A 14,476-nucleotide genomic window follows, 5' to 3' on the forward strand; every position below is an offset into this window, starting at 1 on the left:
AATCCCATGACAGACATCGCCCCATTGATCAAACGCTCTCTGGTCGATCAGGCCCTTGAGCAACTGCGCCTGCGCATCAGCCAAGGCGTGTGGGCCATCGGCGAGCGCCTGCCTACCGAGCCTGAGCTGTCCGCCGAGCTGGGCATCAGCCGCAATACGGTGCGTGAGGCCATGCGTGTATTAGCGTTTTCGGGTTTGATTGAAATCCGCCAGGGTGACGGCAGTTATTTGCGTTCGATGACCGACCCGCTGGGCGCAATGCGGGCGCTGTCTCATTGCACCTTGGAGCAGGCGCAGGAGACGCGGCAGATTCTGGAAGTGGAGGCCATCGGCCTCGCAGCGTTACGCCGTACCGAGCAAGACCTGATGACGTTGCGCGAGGCACTCAACGTCAGCGCCGAGTTGTATCACGGAGAGCTGGAGGCCTACATCAGTGCCGACTTGGTGTTCCACAAGCGACTGGTAGACGCCGCCCACAATCCGGCCTTGAGCGAGCTGTACCAGTATTTTTCCAGCATCGTTGGCGCCCAATTGCGCCAGACCCTGAACATTTCTCCGCGTCGTCAGGCAGTCTTTGACCTGCATACAGCCCTGCTCGAAGCCGTGGAACAGCAAGATCCCGAGCACGCCAAATCCCTCTGCCGGCAGTTGATCAATGAACCTTGAAGCCCAAAGCACACAACGTACGACCGAGTTGGAAGAACTGTTGATCGACGCCGAAGCCGATGACGATGTCGTCCAGCACAGCCACCCCGTGGTGAGCCGCCCGTGGCTATTGCTGCTGGGCCTGATCCTGGTGGCGCTGAACTTGCGCCCGGCGTTGTCGAGCATGTCGCCACTGCTCAGCGAGGTTTCCAACAGCTTGGGGTTGTCGGCGGCCAAGGCTGGTTTGCTGACCACCTTGCCGGTGTTGTGCCTGGGCTTGTTTGCCCCCACCGCTCCGATCCTTGCTCGACGTTTTGGCGCCGAGCGTGTGGTGCTGGGGATTCTGTTGGTCTTGGCGGCCGGGATCATCTTGCGCAGCTCGTTTGGCGAAGTCGGGCTGTTCGCCGGCAGCCTTGTCGCCGGTGCGAGCATCGGCATTATCGGTGTGTTGTTGCCGGGCATCGTCAAACGCGATTTCGCCAAACAGGCAGGCACTATGACCGGTGTCTACACCATGGCCCTGTGCCTGGGCGCGGCGCTGGCGGCAGGTTCAACGGTGCCGTTGAGTCAGTATTTTGGTGACAGTTGGAACATCGGCCTGGGCTTCTGGATTTTGCCGGCGCTGGTGGCGGCGCTGTTCTGGCTTCCGCAAGTGGGGCAAAAACATGGCGCGCATCAGGTCTCCTATCGGGTCAAAGGTTTGCTGCGCGATCCGCTGGCCTGGCAGGTGACCTTGTACATGGGCCTGCAGTCGTCGCTGGCGTACATCGTGTTTGGTTGGTTGCCCTCGATCCTGATCGGCCGCGGTCTCACCGCAACCCAGGCGGGGCTGGTGTTGTCCGGCTCGGTGATTGTGCAACTGGCCAGCTCCCTCGCAGCACCGTGGTTGGCCACGCGCGGCAAGGACCAGCGCTTGGCGATTGTGGTGGTGATGGTGCTGACCCTCGGGGGCCTGTTCGGTTGCTTGTATGCGCCGATTGACGGTTTGTGGGGTTGGGCGATTTTGCTCGGGCTGGGGCAGGGCGGTACGTTTAGCCTTGCTTTGACCTTGATCGTGTTGCGTTCGCGCGATTCCCATGTGGCGGCCAACCTGTCGAGCATGGCCCAGGGCATCGGTTACACCCTGGCGTCGATGGGGCCGTTGGCCGTGGGCCTGGTGCATGACTGGACCGGCGGTTGGGCCGCCGTCGGCTGGATCTTCGCGGTGCTTGGCCTCGGCGCCATCGTTGCCGGCCTGGGGGCAGGCCGGGCGATGTTCGTGGGCGTGCGCAGCGAGAAGGTTTGAGGGTTAGAGATAAACCACTTCCAGCGTAGCCGACCCATCCATGGGGGTGTCGGTGCTCAAGTCCAGGTTCTGTTTGGCGTTGATCACCGCCTCCAGCTTCAAGGTGCTGCTCAGGTTCTGGACGGCTGACGGGCCTGCGGTGCTGCCGACCACATCGGTAAAGCCCAGCAAACTGCGTGAGCCGATGTCGATGGGGTTGGTGTTGGAGGTGCGCCACGCCAAGCCGCCGGTGGTGGATTCGGTGCCGTAGATCTGCGGCAAATCATCGACGACGGTCTGCTTGGGATCGAAGCTCACTGAATACACGCCGAGCTTGTTGCCGCTGTGGTCCAGCCCCAACCCGTAGTAAATCTCGCTGTTGACGTGGGCCGTGCCGTCGCGGTTATCGCGCATGCGCAGGGCGTAGCGACCAGGGGCGTTACAGCTCACTGTCAGCGTCAGGTACTTGAGGGGCAGCCGGGTGCCGGTGGCCTGGTTGAGGTCTTTCTGGGAGATCTTTCCGAAGTCGACCAGCCCGCCGCTGGACAGCACCGGGGTGCAGGCCATCGGCGTAATCAGCCCGGTCACGGTCAGTTCCACGGTAGAAGCTGCGTTGGCCAGGGTGTAGGTGCCCAGCAAGGTCAAGGCAGCTACGGGCATCAGGTGAAGATTCATTGCGTTGCTCCTTTAGAGGTAGTTGATTTCGAGCGTGCCCGAGCCGTCGAGGCGAACTTCGCTGCCCAGATCCAGGGAGCCCAGCGGGGCAAGTACCGCTTCCAGGCTCAGTGTGGCGCTGAGGTTTTGAATGGCCATGGGGCCACTGATGCTGCCAGCGTTGGCGGTGAAGCCCAGATAGCGGTTAGCCGCGACCGCCTGCGGGTTGGCACTTGCGCTGCTCCAGGGCACGCCGCCGGTAGCGGAGTCGGTGCGGTAGAGTTGAGCGAAGTTGTCGGCAGTTATCCGCGACGGATCGAAGGTCAGCCGGTAGCGCCCGATCTTCTGTTGCTTGGCGTCCAGCCCCAGCCCGTAGATACTTTCATCGGCCGCCCCGGTGGCGGAGCCCTGGCGGTTGTCCTGCATGCGCACGGCAAAGGCGGTGGGTGCATCGCATGCCACGCTCAGCACCACCGGGCGTGGTGCAAGCGTTGTCTCCTGGTTCTGGTTCAGGTCAATAACCGACAGCTTGCCCAGGTCGACATTGCCGCCGTTGGACAGGCTCGGTGTACACGCAGCCGGTGCGAATCGGGCAAGCAGGTTTAACTCCCGCGAGCGCCCAGCACCGGTGGCGTCGAACAACCCGCTGGTTTCCCACGTGACCGCATCCCGTACCCGGGACGCCTCTTCACGGGCCCAGGCGCTGGCGTCAATCTGCACCGACAGGCTGCGCCCGGTGACGGGCAACCCGCCACGCATCGGCACTATGCCGTGCTCAGGGCGCCACGCCAGCGTGGTCGCGGTTACCACCGGGGCTTGGCCGGCACCTGCGATTAAACCCAGTTCGACCGCCTGGCCATCAAGCACGGCGTCACGTACTTTCAGGCCATAGCTGCCACGCTCGGTAAAGCGAAAACGCTCCGCACCCACCCCCAGGCCCCGGTAAAACACACTCATGTCTGTGGGTTGCGGGCAGTTCAGCGTGAGGCTCACGCGGCGCTCACCCAGCAGTCGCTCCGCACTGGGTATTAGCGCCACGGCACGGTTCATCAACCCGAAATCCAGCCGGGTCTCGCTCAGATTGAGCTGGCATTCATCCGCGCTCCACGCGTTGGTGCTCAGCAGCAAAATGCCTAATGGCAACAAGGCTGGCTTCATGATGATCTTCCTCATGGTTTCAGACACCGAGCGGGTGCGGTTTCGAAATACACGTCGAGGTCGCCGGTTTTCGGCAGTTCGAAATTCAACAAGCAGCGAGGCCGGTCAGGGGCTTTGATCCACAGCGGGCGCTCGTCGAGTACGTTGGGTAAAAACACCTGGCTGCCTTCCTGGACCAACGTCACGAACTCACCGCTTTCAGTGCTCACCGCTGCACCGCGAGGCAATGGCTGACCGTCGTCGGTGGTCACACTCAACAGTGCACGGCGAGTCACGGTGACGCCGAATTGCACCTTATCCACGCTGCCCCGCCCGGCGGTCAGTACCGCCATGCCGTTACTGATATCGGCGTTGCGCGGCAGCGAGCGGGTTTGCACTTCCACCGGACTACGGCCGTAGGCGGTCAGTTGTGGCGCCACCGCCTGACCTTGCCAGTCGGTCCATACCGGGCCGCTTGGGGTAGAGACTTTGATCCCGGCCATATCACCTACCGAAACCACGGCAAAGGTGTCGCGCACCGGGTACGGCGAGAAGGTCACGCCATCGCCGTGCACCACCACACCGCCACGCGCGCCGCCTTGGTAGCTGGAACGTTCGTCGTCGGAGCGGGTGTAGTTGAAGTCCAGCTGGCTGTAGTACGGCAGCGCCGACACGCCGAGGGACGACTCCACTTCACGGTCACGGCTGTCGCGCTCCACCCCCACGCGATACGCCAGCTGGTCGTTGAGCTGCTCGCTCATGCCCATGCCGACACGGTGCTCGCCCCCCGTGTTACGTGCCCAGGCGCGGCCTCGACGGCTCTCACCCAGGGGCAGGCTGATGTTCAGATAAATGCTGTCGTCGCTTTGTTGGCGACCGCCCACCTGCCATTCGGCGCTGGCGGAAACCGATACGCCTGCGAACGATGTCCCCCACGAGGCCAGCGCCCGACTACTGCTGAAGCCGGCATAAGACGCGGAGCGCGAAATCCCGGCACTAAACGCCCCGAGCCAGGGGCTGGCCCACGACGCGGTCAGACTTTGCTGGTCGCGATAACGCGAGCGTTCCTGTTCTTGGGTGTAGCGGGAGTAGGTCGATTCATCGAGGTCGCGATAGCCCAGTGATCGCCAGGATGCGGCGGTGGTGACCGCCCAGTTGTCGCTCACTCGCTGGGACCAGGACAAGTCGGTCTGTACCCCTTGATCGTTACCGACACGCGTGGCCTGGGCACCTTGCACGGTGAATTGCAACTGGCTATCCGGGCGCGGCAACCAACCCAGATTCAAGCCCGCCGCACGGTATTCGTCGGCGATCAATCCACCGCCGCCGAGGCTGACTTGGGAGAGCAACGCGCCGCTCCAACCGGCGCTGACCACCCAGGGTTCGGCGCCATCGCTGTCGCCAATCTTGCGCACGCGGCCGGCCGCCACCGAGTAACCCGGTGCAGGCAGGCCGAGCCCGAGCATCGCGGCGGGCACGGTAAAGCGGCGCTCTTCGCCGCTGGTTTCCTTGACCGTGACTTCCACGTCGGAACGACTGTTCAGGCGTCGCACATCGGTCAGGGAAAATGGCCCGGCGGGCACCACCGTGGAGTGAATCAACGCGCCGTTCTGACGCACTTCGACCTGCGCCGGGCTGTTGGCGATACCGGTGATCGTCGCGCTCTGGTTCTGGTCCTGCAGGGCCGTTTCGTTGAGCACCTGGGCGCCGGTGATCTGTGTACCAGCCAGCACCGGGTTGTAGAGGCTGATCTGCCCGGCCTGGAACACGGCCTGTTGTTCGGCGAAGGTGCGTTGGGCGTAAGCGTCGAGGTGCGTGGTGCGTGAAACCTTGTCTTGCCAGGTCTGCACTTGGCGGCTGCGCACGATCCAGTCACCGGCGTTGAAGCCGACTTCGGTGTTGGCCGAGCCGAAGCGGTTGGTGTTGTCGCCGTATTGGTTATACAAGCCGGTCAGGTCGTAGTTGAGCAAACCGGCAAAACCGCCGCTCTGGTAGCCGGACACGTCCTGCACCGCCGGGCGCAGGGCCTCGGTGGGCACGATCAGGGCGAGGTTAAGGGCGGCCGGGTCTTGCTCGATGACGGTCTGCGGATACGCTGCGAGGAAGTTCTGGCAGGGTGCATCCGTTCTCGGCACCACCAGGTTGCCGGTGTCCAGCAGGGGGCGGTCAAAACACAAGGTGCCCTCGCGGTCGAACGCCACGTCCACTCGGCCCCGGCGCTGGCCGTTGACGCTGAGGTTGACGGCGTGTCGGCCGGTGGTAAAGCGTGGTGCGTCCAGCAGCAGGTTGGCCAGCTCCGGGTCGATACCGCGCTGGGACAAGGTTTGTGGATCGAATGAACCGGCTTCATTGGCCAACGGCTCGCTGGAGGGCCAGAAGACGCCTAGGGTCAATGCCAGCCCTGCCAGAAGGGCGCGGCGCGGTGAAACGTCGGGCACGGCTTCGCCGTCGCGGTCAGTCATTACTGTGCTCACAAGGTCGTACTCAATAATGGAAACGTGCAGGCCGCTTCAGCGGGCCAGGCTTCCTGGCGGCCTTCAATGAGGCCACTTCTTTATTTGAGGGTTGGCGCGGTGTTACCGGCGCCTGTTTTTATAGGTTGAGCGGTGCAACGTAGGGCTCGACGGCAAAGCCGTACACGGTGGCGGGTTGCAGTTGCACGGTGTTTGCCGCCGTGGCGCTGGCGGTCACGCTGAGGGTTTCCCCCGGCAGTACGTAAGTGCGTGGCAACAGCGCCGAAACGTCCCCGGGCAGTAACCGAAGCTCTTGTGCCATCCGTACGACGTAAGGCGTCGGGTTATGCACCTTCAACTGGTTGCCTTTCAGGCTCCATATCAGGCCCTCCCATGGCGTGCGGTTTGGCGCAAGGCCCTTTGGGTGGATGATTACGGGCAGGTTCTGGCGCACCGTCACGCCCACCCGTGCATGCCCGGCTTGGGCTTCCGAACGCCCTTGGGGCATGCCTTCGAAGATCACCCGTTTCAGGCGTTGGGTGGTCAAGGGTTCGGGGGATTGCAGGATGAACCTCACGAGTTGGCTTTTGGAGGGCTCTACCCGGGAAAGGGGTGGGGTCACAAAAAGCAGCGACTTAGTGTCCTCGGGAATGTCTTCCAGGGTCACGTGCAGCAAAGCCAGTTTGGTATCGGTGTTGGTCACCGACACCGAGGCTTCGCCGTCAGCCTCGTTGACAATCACCACCGAGGTGTCCGGCACCATGCCGTCGGCCAGGGCTTGATGGCTGAGCAGCAAAACGAGGGCGCCGATATACAGGCGCAGGGTATGAAAAGGAAAACCAGGGAAGGTCAACATGGCTACATATACCTAAGGTCGAGCACGATGGAACCGTCCAGCGGCACTTCCTGGTTGAGGGTCAGGACCGCTGCGGCATTGATCGAGGTGTTGATTTGCAAGGTGGCGTTCAGCAAGCGATGGGGCTCCGGCACCAGGGTGCCGGGCTTGGCGAAGCCCATGAAGTTGTCGGGGTAGGCATTGACCTCGGGAAACCAGGTCAGGCCCTGGTTGCTGGAGGCCAGCACCAGCGCCTGTTGGCCGTCGGCCATGACGTTGCGAAAGGTCAGGGAGACAGTGCCCAGGCGTTCGCCCGGTGCGTGAATGTTGTTGCCCAACCCGTAGTAAAACCCTGGGCCCAGGGATGACGCTGCCCGGTTATCGATACCCACCAGCACAAACAGCACCGGCTCATTGCAACTCACGCTCAGGTCCAGCGGCCGCATGGGCAACGCGCTGAACTCGTACTGGTTGAGGCTGCGGGCCGGAACTCTGCCGTGGTCGACGATGCCATTGTCCGACAGCACAACCTCGCAGGCGCTGGGGGTGATCAATCCCGTGACGTTGAGTACTACGCTGGACGACGCCAGCGCCATGGGGCCGACGCCAAGCAGGTAGAGCAAGGCAAGCAGGTGTGCAGTCGCGTTCTTCATGGAAGTGGTTACCGGATACCAGGGTTATCGAGGTGGGAACTCATCGGCGGCAACGCCTTGGCGGGTTGCCGGAACGAGAGCGGCAGTACTTAACAGACTGCCGCGCCTTGGTTTACAGATAGACCACTTGCAAGGTCACCGAGCCGTCCATCGTCAACTCACTGCCCAGGGTCAGTTCGTTGGTGGGGGCGATGTAGGTTTCCAGTTCAATGTCGCCACTGAGCACAGTCAGGGGCATGGGTGCCACAGTGGTATTGTCGGCTACCGATGCCAGCGCTCCCGGTCGTAGTGTGGTTGAGGTCTGCCAGGTAGAGCCGTTGTTGTAGGAGGCGATAGAGCGAACGGCTACGCCATCGGCGGTGAGGCTGCTCCAACTGAGGCCGAAGTCGCCGAGTTTTTCCGTGCCGTTGACCATCCCCAGCCCGTACTGATTTCCGGTGCCGCCCCAATCCGTGCCTGCGCGATTGTCCTGGCCTTGCAGGGCAACCAATGTTGCTGCATCGCAGGTGATGGTGATCGCCTGGGTGCGTTTCTCGAGTAGGGTTGGTTGAGCAGGATCGGCGTTCAGATCCTTGGCGGAAATTTTGCCGAAGTCGACGGTTCCACCACTCGCCAGGGTGGGCGTGCAGGCGCTAGGTGTAATCAGGCCGGTGACGGTCAGGTCAACACTGGAGGCGGCCATTGCACTGCCAGCAGCGGCGAACAGCAGGGAGGTCAGCAGAAGGCGAGGTAGCGGTTTCATAGCGGATCAGGTCCTTATAGGAAAAAGGGTGTTGCGGTTTACAAGTAGCGAACGGTCACGGTCACGGAGCCGTCGATGGCCACTTCGTTGTTCAGGGTCAGTTGGCTGGTGGGCGCGATGCGTGGCTGGATGCTCAGTTGCGAGGTAAACAGCTGCACCGGCATCGGGGCCACGGTGGTGGCATCGGCCACCGAAATGATGTTGTTACGCATCAGGTAGCGATTGACGAACCAGGTCAAGCCGCCGTCATCGGAGCCGATGGTCCGGGCTGCCACGCCATCGGCAACGGGGGTGAGCAAGCGCAAGGTCATGGCGCCGAGTTTCTCTGTGCCGTTGATCAGCCCCAGGCCGAACTCCATCAAGTCATTGTTGAAGTCGGAGCCTTCGCGGTTGTCTTTACCCTCCAGTGCCATCAGGGTCGCCGCGTCGCAGGTAACGGTGATCTGCACGGTTTGCGCGTCAAGAAAAGTGGATTGCGTGGCGCTCAGGTCCTTGGCGGAAATCTTGCCGTAGTCCACCGACCCGCCGTTGGACAGGGTGGGCTCGCAGGCACTTGGGGTGATCAGACCTACGACGGTGAGGTCGACGCTGGAAGCGGCGAAGACACTCGCACTGCCAGTCAGCAACAGGCTGGCGATCAGGGGTTTGAGACTTTTATTCATGGTGAAACTCCGAGAGAGGGATGGGGTGACTTACCAGTACTTGAGTTGCAGCGTGACGTGGCCATCAATGGGCAATTCGTCTTGCAGGCTCAGGTCACCTGCCGGCGCGATGACCGTGGAGGCGTGCAGGCGTGCGGTCAGATCCTGTAGCGCAACAGGCGTTTGTGGGGCCGCGGTAGCGGCAAATGAGGTCAGTGCCGCATGGCCCAAGTAGCTCGAAGGGGCCCAGGTGGTGCCGCCATCACGGGATGTGATGGTTTGCACCGCCGTGTTGTCCGCCATCGGTTCGAGTACAGCGAGTGCCACACTGCCCAGTTTCTGGTCTTCATTAACCATTCCCAGTCCGTGGTGGTCCGGGTTTATGGCTGACGAACCTGCGCGGTTGTCCACGGTTGTCAGGGTGAAAAGCGTGCGACCTTCGCAGTGGACTTCAAGCGCCATTTCCGCGACCTGCAGCGGGGTGGGCAGCAATACGTCGAGGTCTTTGCCAGCCAATTTGCCGTGATCGACGATGCCGCCGCCCGACAGGCTGGGCGTGCAGGAACTTGGGGTGATGACGCCGGTGACACTCAGGTCCGTGCTGCTGGCGGCAAAGGCGCCGGGGGCGCAGGCCGCGAGAAGCAGGGCCATGGAGGCGGGGATATGTTTATTCATGGGCACAATTCCTTGTGGGGGTGGGGCAGGGGTTTAGAGGTACACCACGTCCAGCGTGGCGCTACCGTCCAAGGGAACTTCGTCGGTCAGGGTCAGGTTTCTGGCGGGAGCGATGCTGGTGGATATCCGCAGGTCGACGGTGACGTTTTGCAGCGCTTTGGGTGTGAGGGAGTCGCCAAATGCATTCCAATAGTCATGCCCCATGTAGCTGCCAAAGGAGTTCATCAACCAGGTTTGGCCATGGTCGAAGGAGAGCAGGGGAACCACGGGAACGTCCGAAACCGGGTTGAACACGCCTATCTCATAGCTGCCCAGTTTCTGGTTGCCGTTGACCAAGCCGAGGCCGTAGTAGAGAGGCTGGAAATAATGGGCCGATCCCTGCCGGTTATCCCTGCCGTTCAGGGCAAACAAGGTCCGGGCTTCGCAATTCACGCTCAGTTTGAGCGTGACGGGGGGTAGTTCGGTGGTCCGGTCGAGGGCCAGATCCTTCGCAGAAATCTTGCCAAAATCGACCCGTCCACCTTCACTCAAACTGGGGGCGCAGGCGCTCGGAGTGATCACCCCAGTGACGGACAGGTCAACACTGCTGGCGGCTTGGGCGGCCGACGTACAGGCCAGCAACCAGGCAGCCGAGCAGACAACAAAAGGGACTTTCATTGGATGTTCCTCGGGAAAATGTGCAAGTAGGCATCGCCCAGGCAGTGCGCTGACCGGTCAAGTTGTCATGGTGTTGGAACTGACCGGTCGCGCCTTCTATGTACCTGGAACGGTGGCGAATTTAGCGCCGGGCCAGCCGGCGGGGAATGCAACTATTACGACATTGCCGGAGGACTGTTCAGGCAGGGCGTTAGCCGAGGGAAAAGGGAGGATTGCGTGTAGGAAAAACCAAGTTGCAGTTGTCGTAGTTGTTGTATCGCCGCACAGTAACCATTCAGCTATTTTTTCGCGCTCTTCAATCACCCGAGCTCCGTGAGGAAGTGGTGCCGGTGATTGTTCCTGCGCGAAAAGTTCGACTATCGACGCCCTGTGGGGCGGCAATTTTCAGGCGACGCCTTGCTTCAGGGTGGGGGGCCTGGTGAGCTGATCGCTCTGCATGAGGTTGTTATGCTGGGCAACTCTTCAGATCGTGCACTGCAAGCGCATTCTCTCTTTGATGGGCACGAGGTCAGAGTATTGGTGGTTGACGACCACCGCATGTATCGGCTGTTGTTGGGCGCCATGTTGGAAACGCTCGGCGTGGCCCACTCCGAGTGTGGTAACGGCGAACAAGCATTACACGCCATGAGCGTGCAGCGCTTTGACCTGGTAATCAGCGACTGTCGAATGCCGGTGATGGATGGCTACGACCTGACTCGCGAAATCCGCCGGCGAGAACAGCAGGTCGGCAGCGTTGGTATCCCGATCATTGCGCTGAGCGGCAGCCTTACCCTGGACGATGTGCGGTTGTGTAGGGCATGTGGCATGGATGCCTGGTTAATCAAGCCCCTGGCCTTGGCGCCGTTACGCGAAGTGTTGCAGTACTGGTTGAGCGCGCCTGCATCCCGGGCCTGCATGGCTGTGCGTGATTATGTGCCGGTGTGCTGGCGAAAAAACCAGGCCAGCCGCACCAGCCTGATTGAAGCCTTCGGTTCGTGGGATGTGGTAGAGCCCTTGCTATTCAACTTGCTGCAGGAAGCCTACGAAGACCTGGCGGTGCTGACCCAGGCGCGGGCGCGTCTGGATGTGACGCTGACCACACAACGCTTGCACCGTCTGGTTGGGAGTGTGGCTTTCCTCGGTGCGACTGACCTGGAGCCCCGGGCGATAGAGTTGATTGCCCAAGTGAATTGCTCAGGTGTGGTGATGAATGCCTGGGTGCTGGAGCAGTTCCAGCAGGACATCGAGCAATACTTGCAACGCCTGGCAGATCTCTGAACTTACGTGTGAGTTGAGGGAATTTACCTGTTTGATATGTAGTACTTTTCCGTATGTGTTTTCTCTTTATTTTGTAGGTTGAATTTCGTGGCGCCTGAAACAAAGGGGAAGTTTGCAATAGGCTAATTATTGCCAGTTGTTGCTTAAGTATTCCCAAGGTATTTTGCGGGGCCTCAAATTGCCATCATGGAAATATCAATGTTTCGCGTAATTATTGCTGACGATCATCCTATTGTCCGTGTGGGGCAACGAGTGGTGATTGAGGCCAGTGGCACGTGCAAGGTTGTGGGCGAGGCGAACGGGCCGGATCAACTGCTGGCGTTGGTTGCGAGTACGCCGTGCGATGTGATCGTCACAGATTTTGCGATGCCGGGGGATCAACAGGCCGATGGCTATAGCTTGCTGGGTTTGCTGCACCGCCAGTACCCCATGTTGCCGGTCGTTCTGGTGACCATGTTCGCGAATGTGGCGACCCTGCGCGCAGCGTTTTCCCACGGTGCGCGGGCTATTGTTGCCAAAAGTGCTTCGGCCCGGGAGTTGCCCCAGGCGCTCAAGACCGTGATGCTTGGCAAGCCATTCGTCAGCGAATGCCTGCGACTGCAACTCGACATGGCTTCGGTCGCCCAACCTACCGAGACGCCACAACTCTCCGGTAAAGAGCGGGAGGTGGTGCGGATGTTGGCCAGTGGAATGACGGTTAGTCAGATTGCTGCTCGGGTAAACCGCAGTATTTCAACGATCAGTAAGCAAAAGAGCACGGCGATGAACCGTTTGTGTATATCCACCGATGTTGATCTTTTTGTATATGCTCGAGAGAACGGAATGGTGCCTTAGTTTGCGAAACTTATAGTTTTGTTGCGGTAAATTTTGTTGAAAGATTGATGCCTCCAGAAGTTATATTTTTTGAATATGCCGAGCAACTAGTGTTTCTGGCGGATAACCCTGGGAAGTATCACTGTGGATATTTTTCTGGTGAATGCCCATGGCCTTCCCCCGCTGCGCGGATTATCGTGCAGGCCTACTGACACTAATTGATTGCGGAGCCTGCCCATGAGTGATGCCCACGACGCCCTGATCACCCAGTTCTACCAAGCGTTCCAACGCTTGGACGCCGACGCCATGGCCGCTTGCTACACCGACGATGTGGTGTTCAGCGACCCGGCTTTCGGCGAGCTGCACGGCCGTGATGCCGGTGATATGTGGCGCATGCTCACGACTCGGGCCAAGGACTTTTCCCTGACCTTCGACAGCGTCCGCAGCGATGACCGCAGCGGCAGCGCGCATTGGGTGGCGACCTACCTGTTCAGCGCCACCGGCAACACGGTGGTCAACGATATCCAGGCGCGTTTTGTATTTCGCGATGGCAAGATCTGCGAGCACCACGATAGCTTCGATCTGTGGCGTTGGTCGCGCCAGGCATTGGGTACCAAGGGCCTGTTGCTGGGCTGGACGCCACTGGTGAGAAACGCCGTGCGTGCCCAGGCACTGCGAGGTTTGAAGGCATTTCAGGCCAGTCGTTGATAAGCTGGGCGCTCTTTTGCCTTGCCGAATCCATCCGTGAACAGTCCTGAACCCAAACCCTGGTTCGTCTACTTGGTGCGCGCCGCCAATGGCGCGTTGTATTGCGGCATCAGCAATGACCCAGTGCGTCGATTTGCCTCCCATCAAAGCGGCAAGGGCGCACGGTTTTTTCTGTCCAGCCCGGCGGTGGCGTTGGTCTACACCGAGATGTGTGCCAGTAAGGGCGAGGCGCTGCGCCAGGAACGCTTGATCAAGAAATTGAAGAAGAGCGCCAAGGAGTGTTTGGCGGCGAGTGGTTCATCACGCTGACTGATGCGTTTTCATCACCCCAGCACACGGTTTTGCGCGCTAAGCTAGCGGCTCACTTGTTAAGCGGAGCCTGGCATGTCTGAGTTGATCCTTCACCATTACCCGCAATCTCCATTTGCTGAGAAGGCTCGGCTGCTGCTGGGCTTCAAGGGGTTGTCCTGGCGCTCCGTAGACATTCCTCGAATGCTGCCAAAGCCCGACCTGACGGCGTTGACGGGCGGCTATCGCAAGACACCCGTCTTGCAGATAGGCGCTGATATTTACTGCGACACCGCACTGATCGCTCGGCGCCTGGAGCAGGAAAAGGCTGCGCCGGCACTGTTTCCCCTTGGGCAGGAAATGAATGCCCAAGTGTTTGCCGCCTGGGTCGACAGTGTGGTGTTTCACCATGCCATCAGCCTGGTATTCCAGCCGGCATCCGTGGCCGTGCGCTTCGCTAAATTACCACCTGAGGTGTTGAAGGCATTTGTCGCGGACCGGGCTGTACTGTTCACCGGCGGTACGGCGAGCAAAATACCGCTTGAACTGGCCCTGCATCAGTGGCCGGCAATCATGTTGCGCGTAGAGCAACAACTGCAGCACGAACCGGGTGACTTTTTGTTTGGCGAACCGTCGATTGCAGACTTTTCCTTGGCCCATGTGCTGTGGTTTCTCAAGGGCTCAGCGGTAACCGCGCCGTTGGTGGATGAGTACCCGGCCGTAGTGGCCTGGCTGGGTCGGGTATTGGGCTTTGGTCATGGCACCGCAAGCGAGATGAGCGCGGACCAAGCGTTGGAAATCGCCCACAATGCCACACCCGCTGCCTTGCCGGACGAAGTATTCGAAGACCCCAATGGCTTCAAGCTCGGTCAACAGGTGACCATCAACGCAACGGATTACGGCGTCGATCTGGTCGCGGGCGAATTGCTCTTTGCTGGCCGTGAGGAACTGATTTTGCGCCGCACCGATGAACGCGGCGGCACCGTGCATGTGCACTTCCCTCGCTTTGGTTATCGCCTTCAGGCGCAGTAAATAAAATTATTTTCAAAGAAAG

16 protein-coding genes are annotated in these 14,476 nt (G+C 60.5%); 7 read left to right on the top strand and 9 right to left on the bottom strand.

What is annotated here, in order from left to right:
• Window positions 1–6: 6 nt before the first annotated feature.
• Together BFL40_RS23045 and BFL40_RS23050 are read left to right on the top strand one after the other, a co-directional pair.
• Complete coding sequence (locus BFL40_RS23045) at window positions 7–666, top strand: FadR/GntR family transcriptional regulator (RefSeq protein WP_071486082.1); 660 nt, start codon at window positions 7–9, stop codon at window positions 664–666.
• Window positions 656–1,930 (top strand): CynX/NimT family MFS transporter, encoded by a 1,275-nt coding sequence (locus BFL40_RS23050; protein ID WP_071486083.1) that lies wholly within the window; start codon window positions 656–658, stop codon window positions 1,928–1,930. Before BFL40_RS23045 ends, BFL40_RS23050 begins: the two co-directional genes overlap by 11 nt.
• A gap of 3 nt (window positions 1,931–1,933) precedes the next feature.
• On the opposite strand, the gene BFL40_RS23055 is transcribed toward BFL40_RS23050, so the two are convergent.
• The 9 genes from BFL40_RS23055 to BFL40_RS23095 all read right to left on the bottom strand — a co-directional run bounded on the left by BFL40_RS23055 (window position 1,934) and on the right by BFL40_RS23095 (window position 10,356).
• Window positions 1,934–2,584, bottom strand: a complete 651-nt coding sequence (locus tag BFL40_RS23055; protein ID WP_139213524.1) for a DUF1120 domain-containing protein — start codon at window positions 2,582–2,584, stop codon at window positions 1,934–1,936.
• A 12-nt stretch (window positions 2,585–2,596) separates the two neighbouring features.
• Window positions 2,597–3,727 (bottom strand): DUF1120 domain-containing protein, encoded by a 1,131-nt coding sequence (locus BFL40_RS23060; protein ID WP_083374616.1) that lies wholly within the window; start codon window positions 3,725–3,727, stop codon window positions 2,597–2,599.
• A 5-nt stretch (window positions 3,728–3,732) separates the two neighbouring features.
• On the bottom strand, window positions 3,733–6,162 hold the full coding sequence (locus tag BFL40_RS23065) for a fimbria/pilus outer membrane usher protein (protein WP_071486085.1): 2,430 nt from the start codon (window positions 6,160–6,162) through the stop codon (window positions 3,733–3,735).
• Between the two features lie 130 nt (window positions 6,163–6,292).
• Window positions 6,293–7,009, bottom strand: coding sequence for a fimbria/pilus chaperone family protein (locus BFL40_RS23070; protein WP_071486086.1), 717 nt, complete (start codon window positions 7,007–7,009; stop codon window positions 6,293–6,295).
• Between the two features lie 2 nt (window positions 7,010–7,011).
• Entirely contained in the window at window positions 7,012–7,641 is a 630-nt protein-coding gene (locus BFL40_RS23075) for a DUF1120 domain-containing protein (RefSeq protein ID WP_071486087.1), read from the bottom strand.
• Window positions 7,642–7,753: 112 nt separating this feature from the next.
• A complete protein-coding gene (locus BFL40_RS23080; RefSeq protein ID WP_071486088.1) occupies window positions 7,754–8,383 on the bottom strand; it encodes a DUF1120 domain-containing protein in 630 nt (209 codons plus the stop codon).
• 38 nt (window positions 8,384–8,421) lie between these two features.
• A complete protein-coding gene (locus BFL40_RS23085; protein ID WP_071486089.1) occupies window positions 8,422–9,045 on the bottom strand; it encodes a DUF1120 domain-containing protein in 624 nt (207 codons plus the stop codon).
• Window positions 9,046–9,075: 30 nt separating this feature from the next.
• A complete protein-coding gene (locus tag BFL40_RS23090; protein ID WP_071486090.1) occupies window positions 9,076–9,699 on the bottom strand; it encodes a DUF1120 domain-containing protein in 624 nt (207 codons plus the stop codon).
• A 33-nt stretch (window positions 9,700–9,732) separates the two neighbouring features.
• Window positions 9,733–10,356, bottom strand: a complete 624-nt coding sequence (locus BFL40_RS23095; protein ID WP_071486091.1) for a DUF1120 domain-containing protein — start codon at window positions 10,354–10,356, stop codon at window positions 9,733–9,735.
• A 519-nt stretch (window positions 10,357–10,875) separates the two neighbouring features.
• On the opposite strand from BFL40_RS23095, the gene BFL40_RS23100 reads away from it, so the two are divergent.
• The 5 genes from BFL40_RS23100 (at window position 10,876) to BFL40_RS23120 (ending at window position 14,454) form a co-directional block, all read left to right on the top strand.
• On the top strand, window positions 10,876–11,613 hold the full coding sequence (locus BFL40_RS23100; RefSeq protein ID WP_235864718.1) for a response regulator: 738 nt from the start codon (window positions 10,876–10,878) through the stop codon (window positions 11,611–11,613).
• Between the two features lie 198 nt (window positions 11,614–11,811).
• Window positions 11,812–12,447: a response regulator gene (locus BFL40_RS23105; RefSeq protein WP_071486093.1), complete on the top strand. Its 636-nt coding sequence runs from the start codon at window positions 11,812–11,814 to the stop codon at window positions 12,445–12,447.
• Window positions 12,448–12,663: 216 nt separating this feature from the next.
• Entirely contained in the window at window positions 12,664–13,134 is a 471-nt protein-coding gene (locus BFL40_RS23110) for a nuclear transport factor 2 family protein (RefSeq protein WP_071486094.1), read from the top strand.
• 36 nt (window positions 13,135–13,170) lie between these two features.
• Complete coding sequence (locus tag BFL40_RS23115) at window positions 13,171–13,443, top strand: GIY-YIG nuclease family protein (RefSeq protein WP_071486095.1); 273 nt, start codon at window positions 13,171–13,173, stop codon at window positions 13,441–13,443.
• Window positions 13,444–13,518: 75 nt separating this feature from the next.
• Window positions 13,519–14,454, top strand: coding sequence for a glutathione S-transferase family protein (locus BFL40_RS23120; RefSeq protein WP_071486096.1), 936 nt, complete (start codon window positions 13,519–13,521; stop codon window positions 14,452–14,454).
• The last annotated feature ends 22 nt before the right edge of the window (window positions 14,455–14,476 follow it).

The sequence above is a fragment of the Pseudomonas costantinii genome, from assembly GCF_001870435.1.
Taxonomy (GTDB): domain Bacteria; phylum Pseudomonadota; class Gammaproteobacteria; order Pseudomonadales; family Pseudomonadaceae; genus Aquipseudomonas; species Aquipseudomonas costantinii.

Excerpts from the sequence above, each read along its gene's own strand:
- BFL40_RS23080 (WP_071486088.1), bottom strand. The coding sequence starts at position 8,383 with ATGAAACCGCTACCTCGCCTTCTGCTGACCTCCCTGCTGTTCGCCGCT.
- BFL40_RS23050 (WP_071486083.1), top strand. The coding sequence starts at position 656 with ATGAACCTTGAAGCCCAAAGCACACAACGTACGACCGAGTTGGAAGAA.
- BFL40_RS23055 (WP_139213524.1), bottom strand. The coding sequence starts at position 2,584 with ATGAATCTTCACCTGATGCCCGTAGCTGCCTTGACCTTGCTGGGCACC.
- BFL40_RS23090 (WP_071486090.1), bottom strand. The coding sequence starts at position 9,699 with ATGAATAAACATATCCCCGCCTCCATGGCCCTGCTTCTCGCGGCCTGC.
- BFL40_RS23120 (WP_071486096.1), top strand. The coding sequence starts at position 13,519 with ATGTCTGAGTTGATCCTTCACCATTACCCGCAATCTCCATTTGCTGAG.
- BFL40_RS23105 (WP_071486093.1), top strand. The coding sequence starts at position 11,812 with ATGTTTCGCGTAATTATTGCTGACGATCATCCTATTGTCCGTGTGGGG.
- BFL40_RS23095 (WP_071486091.1), bottom strand. The coding sequence starts at position 10,356 with ATGAAAGTCCCTTTTGTTGTCTGCTCGGCTGCCTGGTTGCTGGCCTGT.
- BFL40_RS23045 (WP_071486082.1), top strand. The coding sequence starts at position 7 with ATGACAGACATCGCCCCATTGATCAAACGCTCTCTGGTCGATCAGGCC.
- BFL40_RS23075 (WP_071486087.1), bottom strand. The coding sequence starts at position 7,641 with ATGAAGAACGCGACTGCACACCTGCTTGCCTTGCTCTACCTGCTTGGC.
- BFL40_RS23070 (WP_071486086.1), bottom strand. The coding sequence starts at position 7,009 with ATGTTGACCTTCCCTGGTTTTCCTTTTCATACCCTGCGCCTGTATATC.
- BFL40_RS23085 (WP_071486089.1), bottom strand. The coding sequence starts at position 9,045 with ATGAATAAAAGTCTCAAACCCCTGATCGCCAGCCTGTTGCTGACTGGC.
- BFL40_RS23065 (WP_071486085.1), bottom strand. The coding sequence starts at position 6,162 with ATGACTGACCGCGACGGCGAAGCCGTGCCCGACGTTTCACCGCGCCGC.
- BFL40_RS23110 (WP_071486094.1), top strand. The coding sequence starts at position 12,664 with ATGAGTGATGCCCACGACGCCCTGATCACCCAGTTCTACCAAGCGTTC.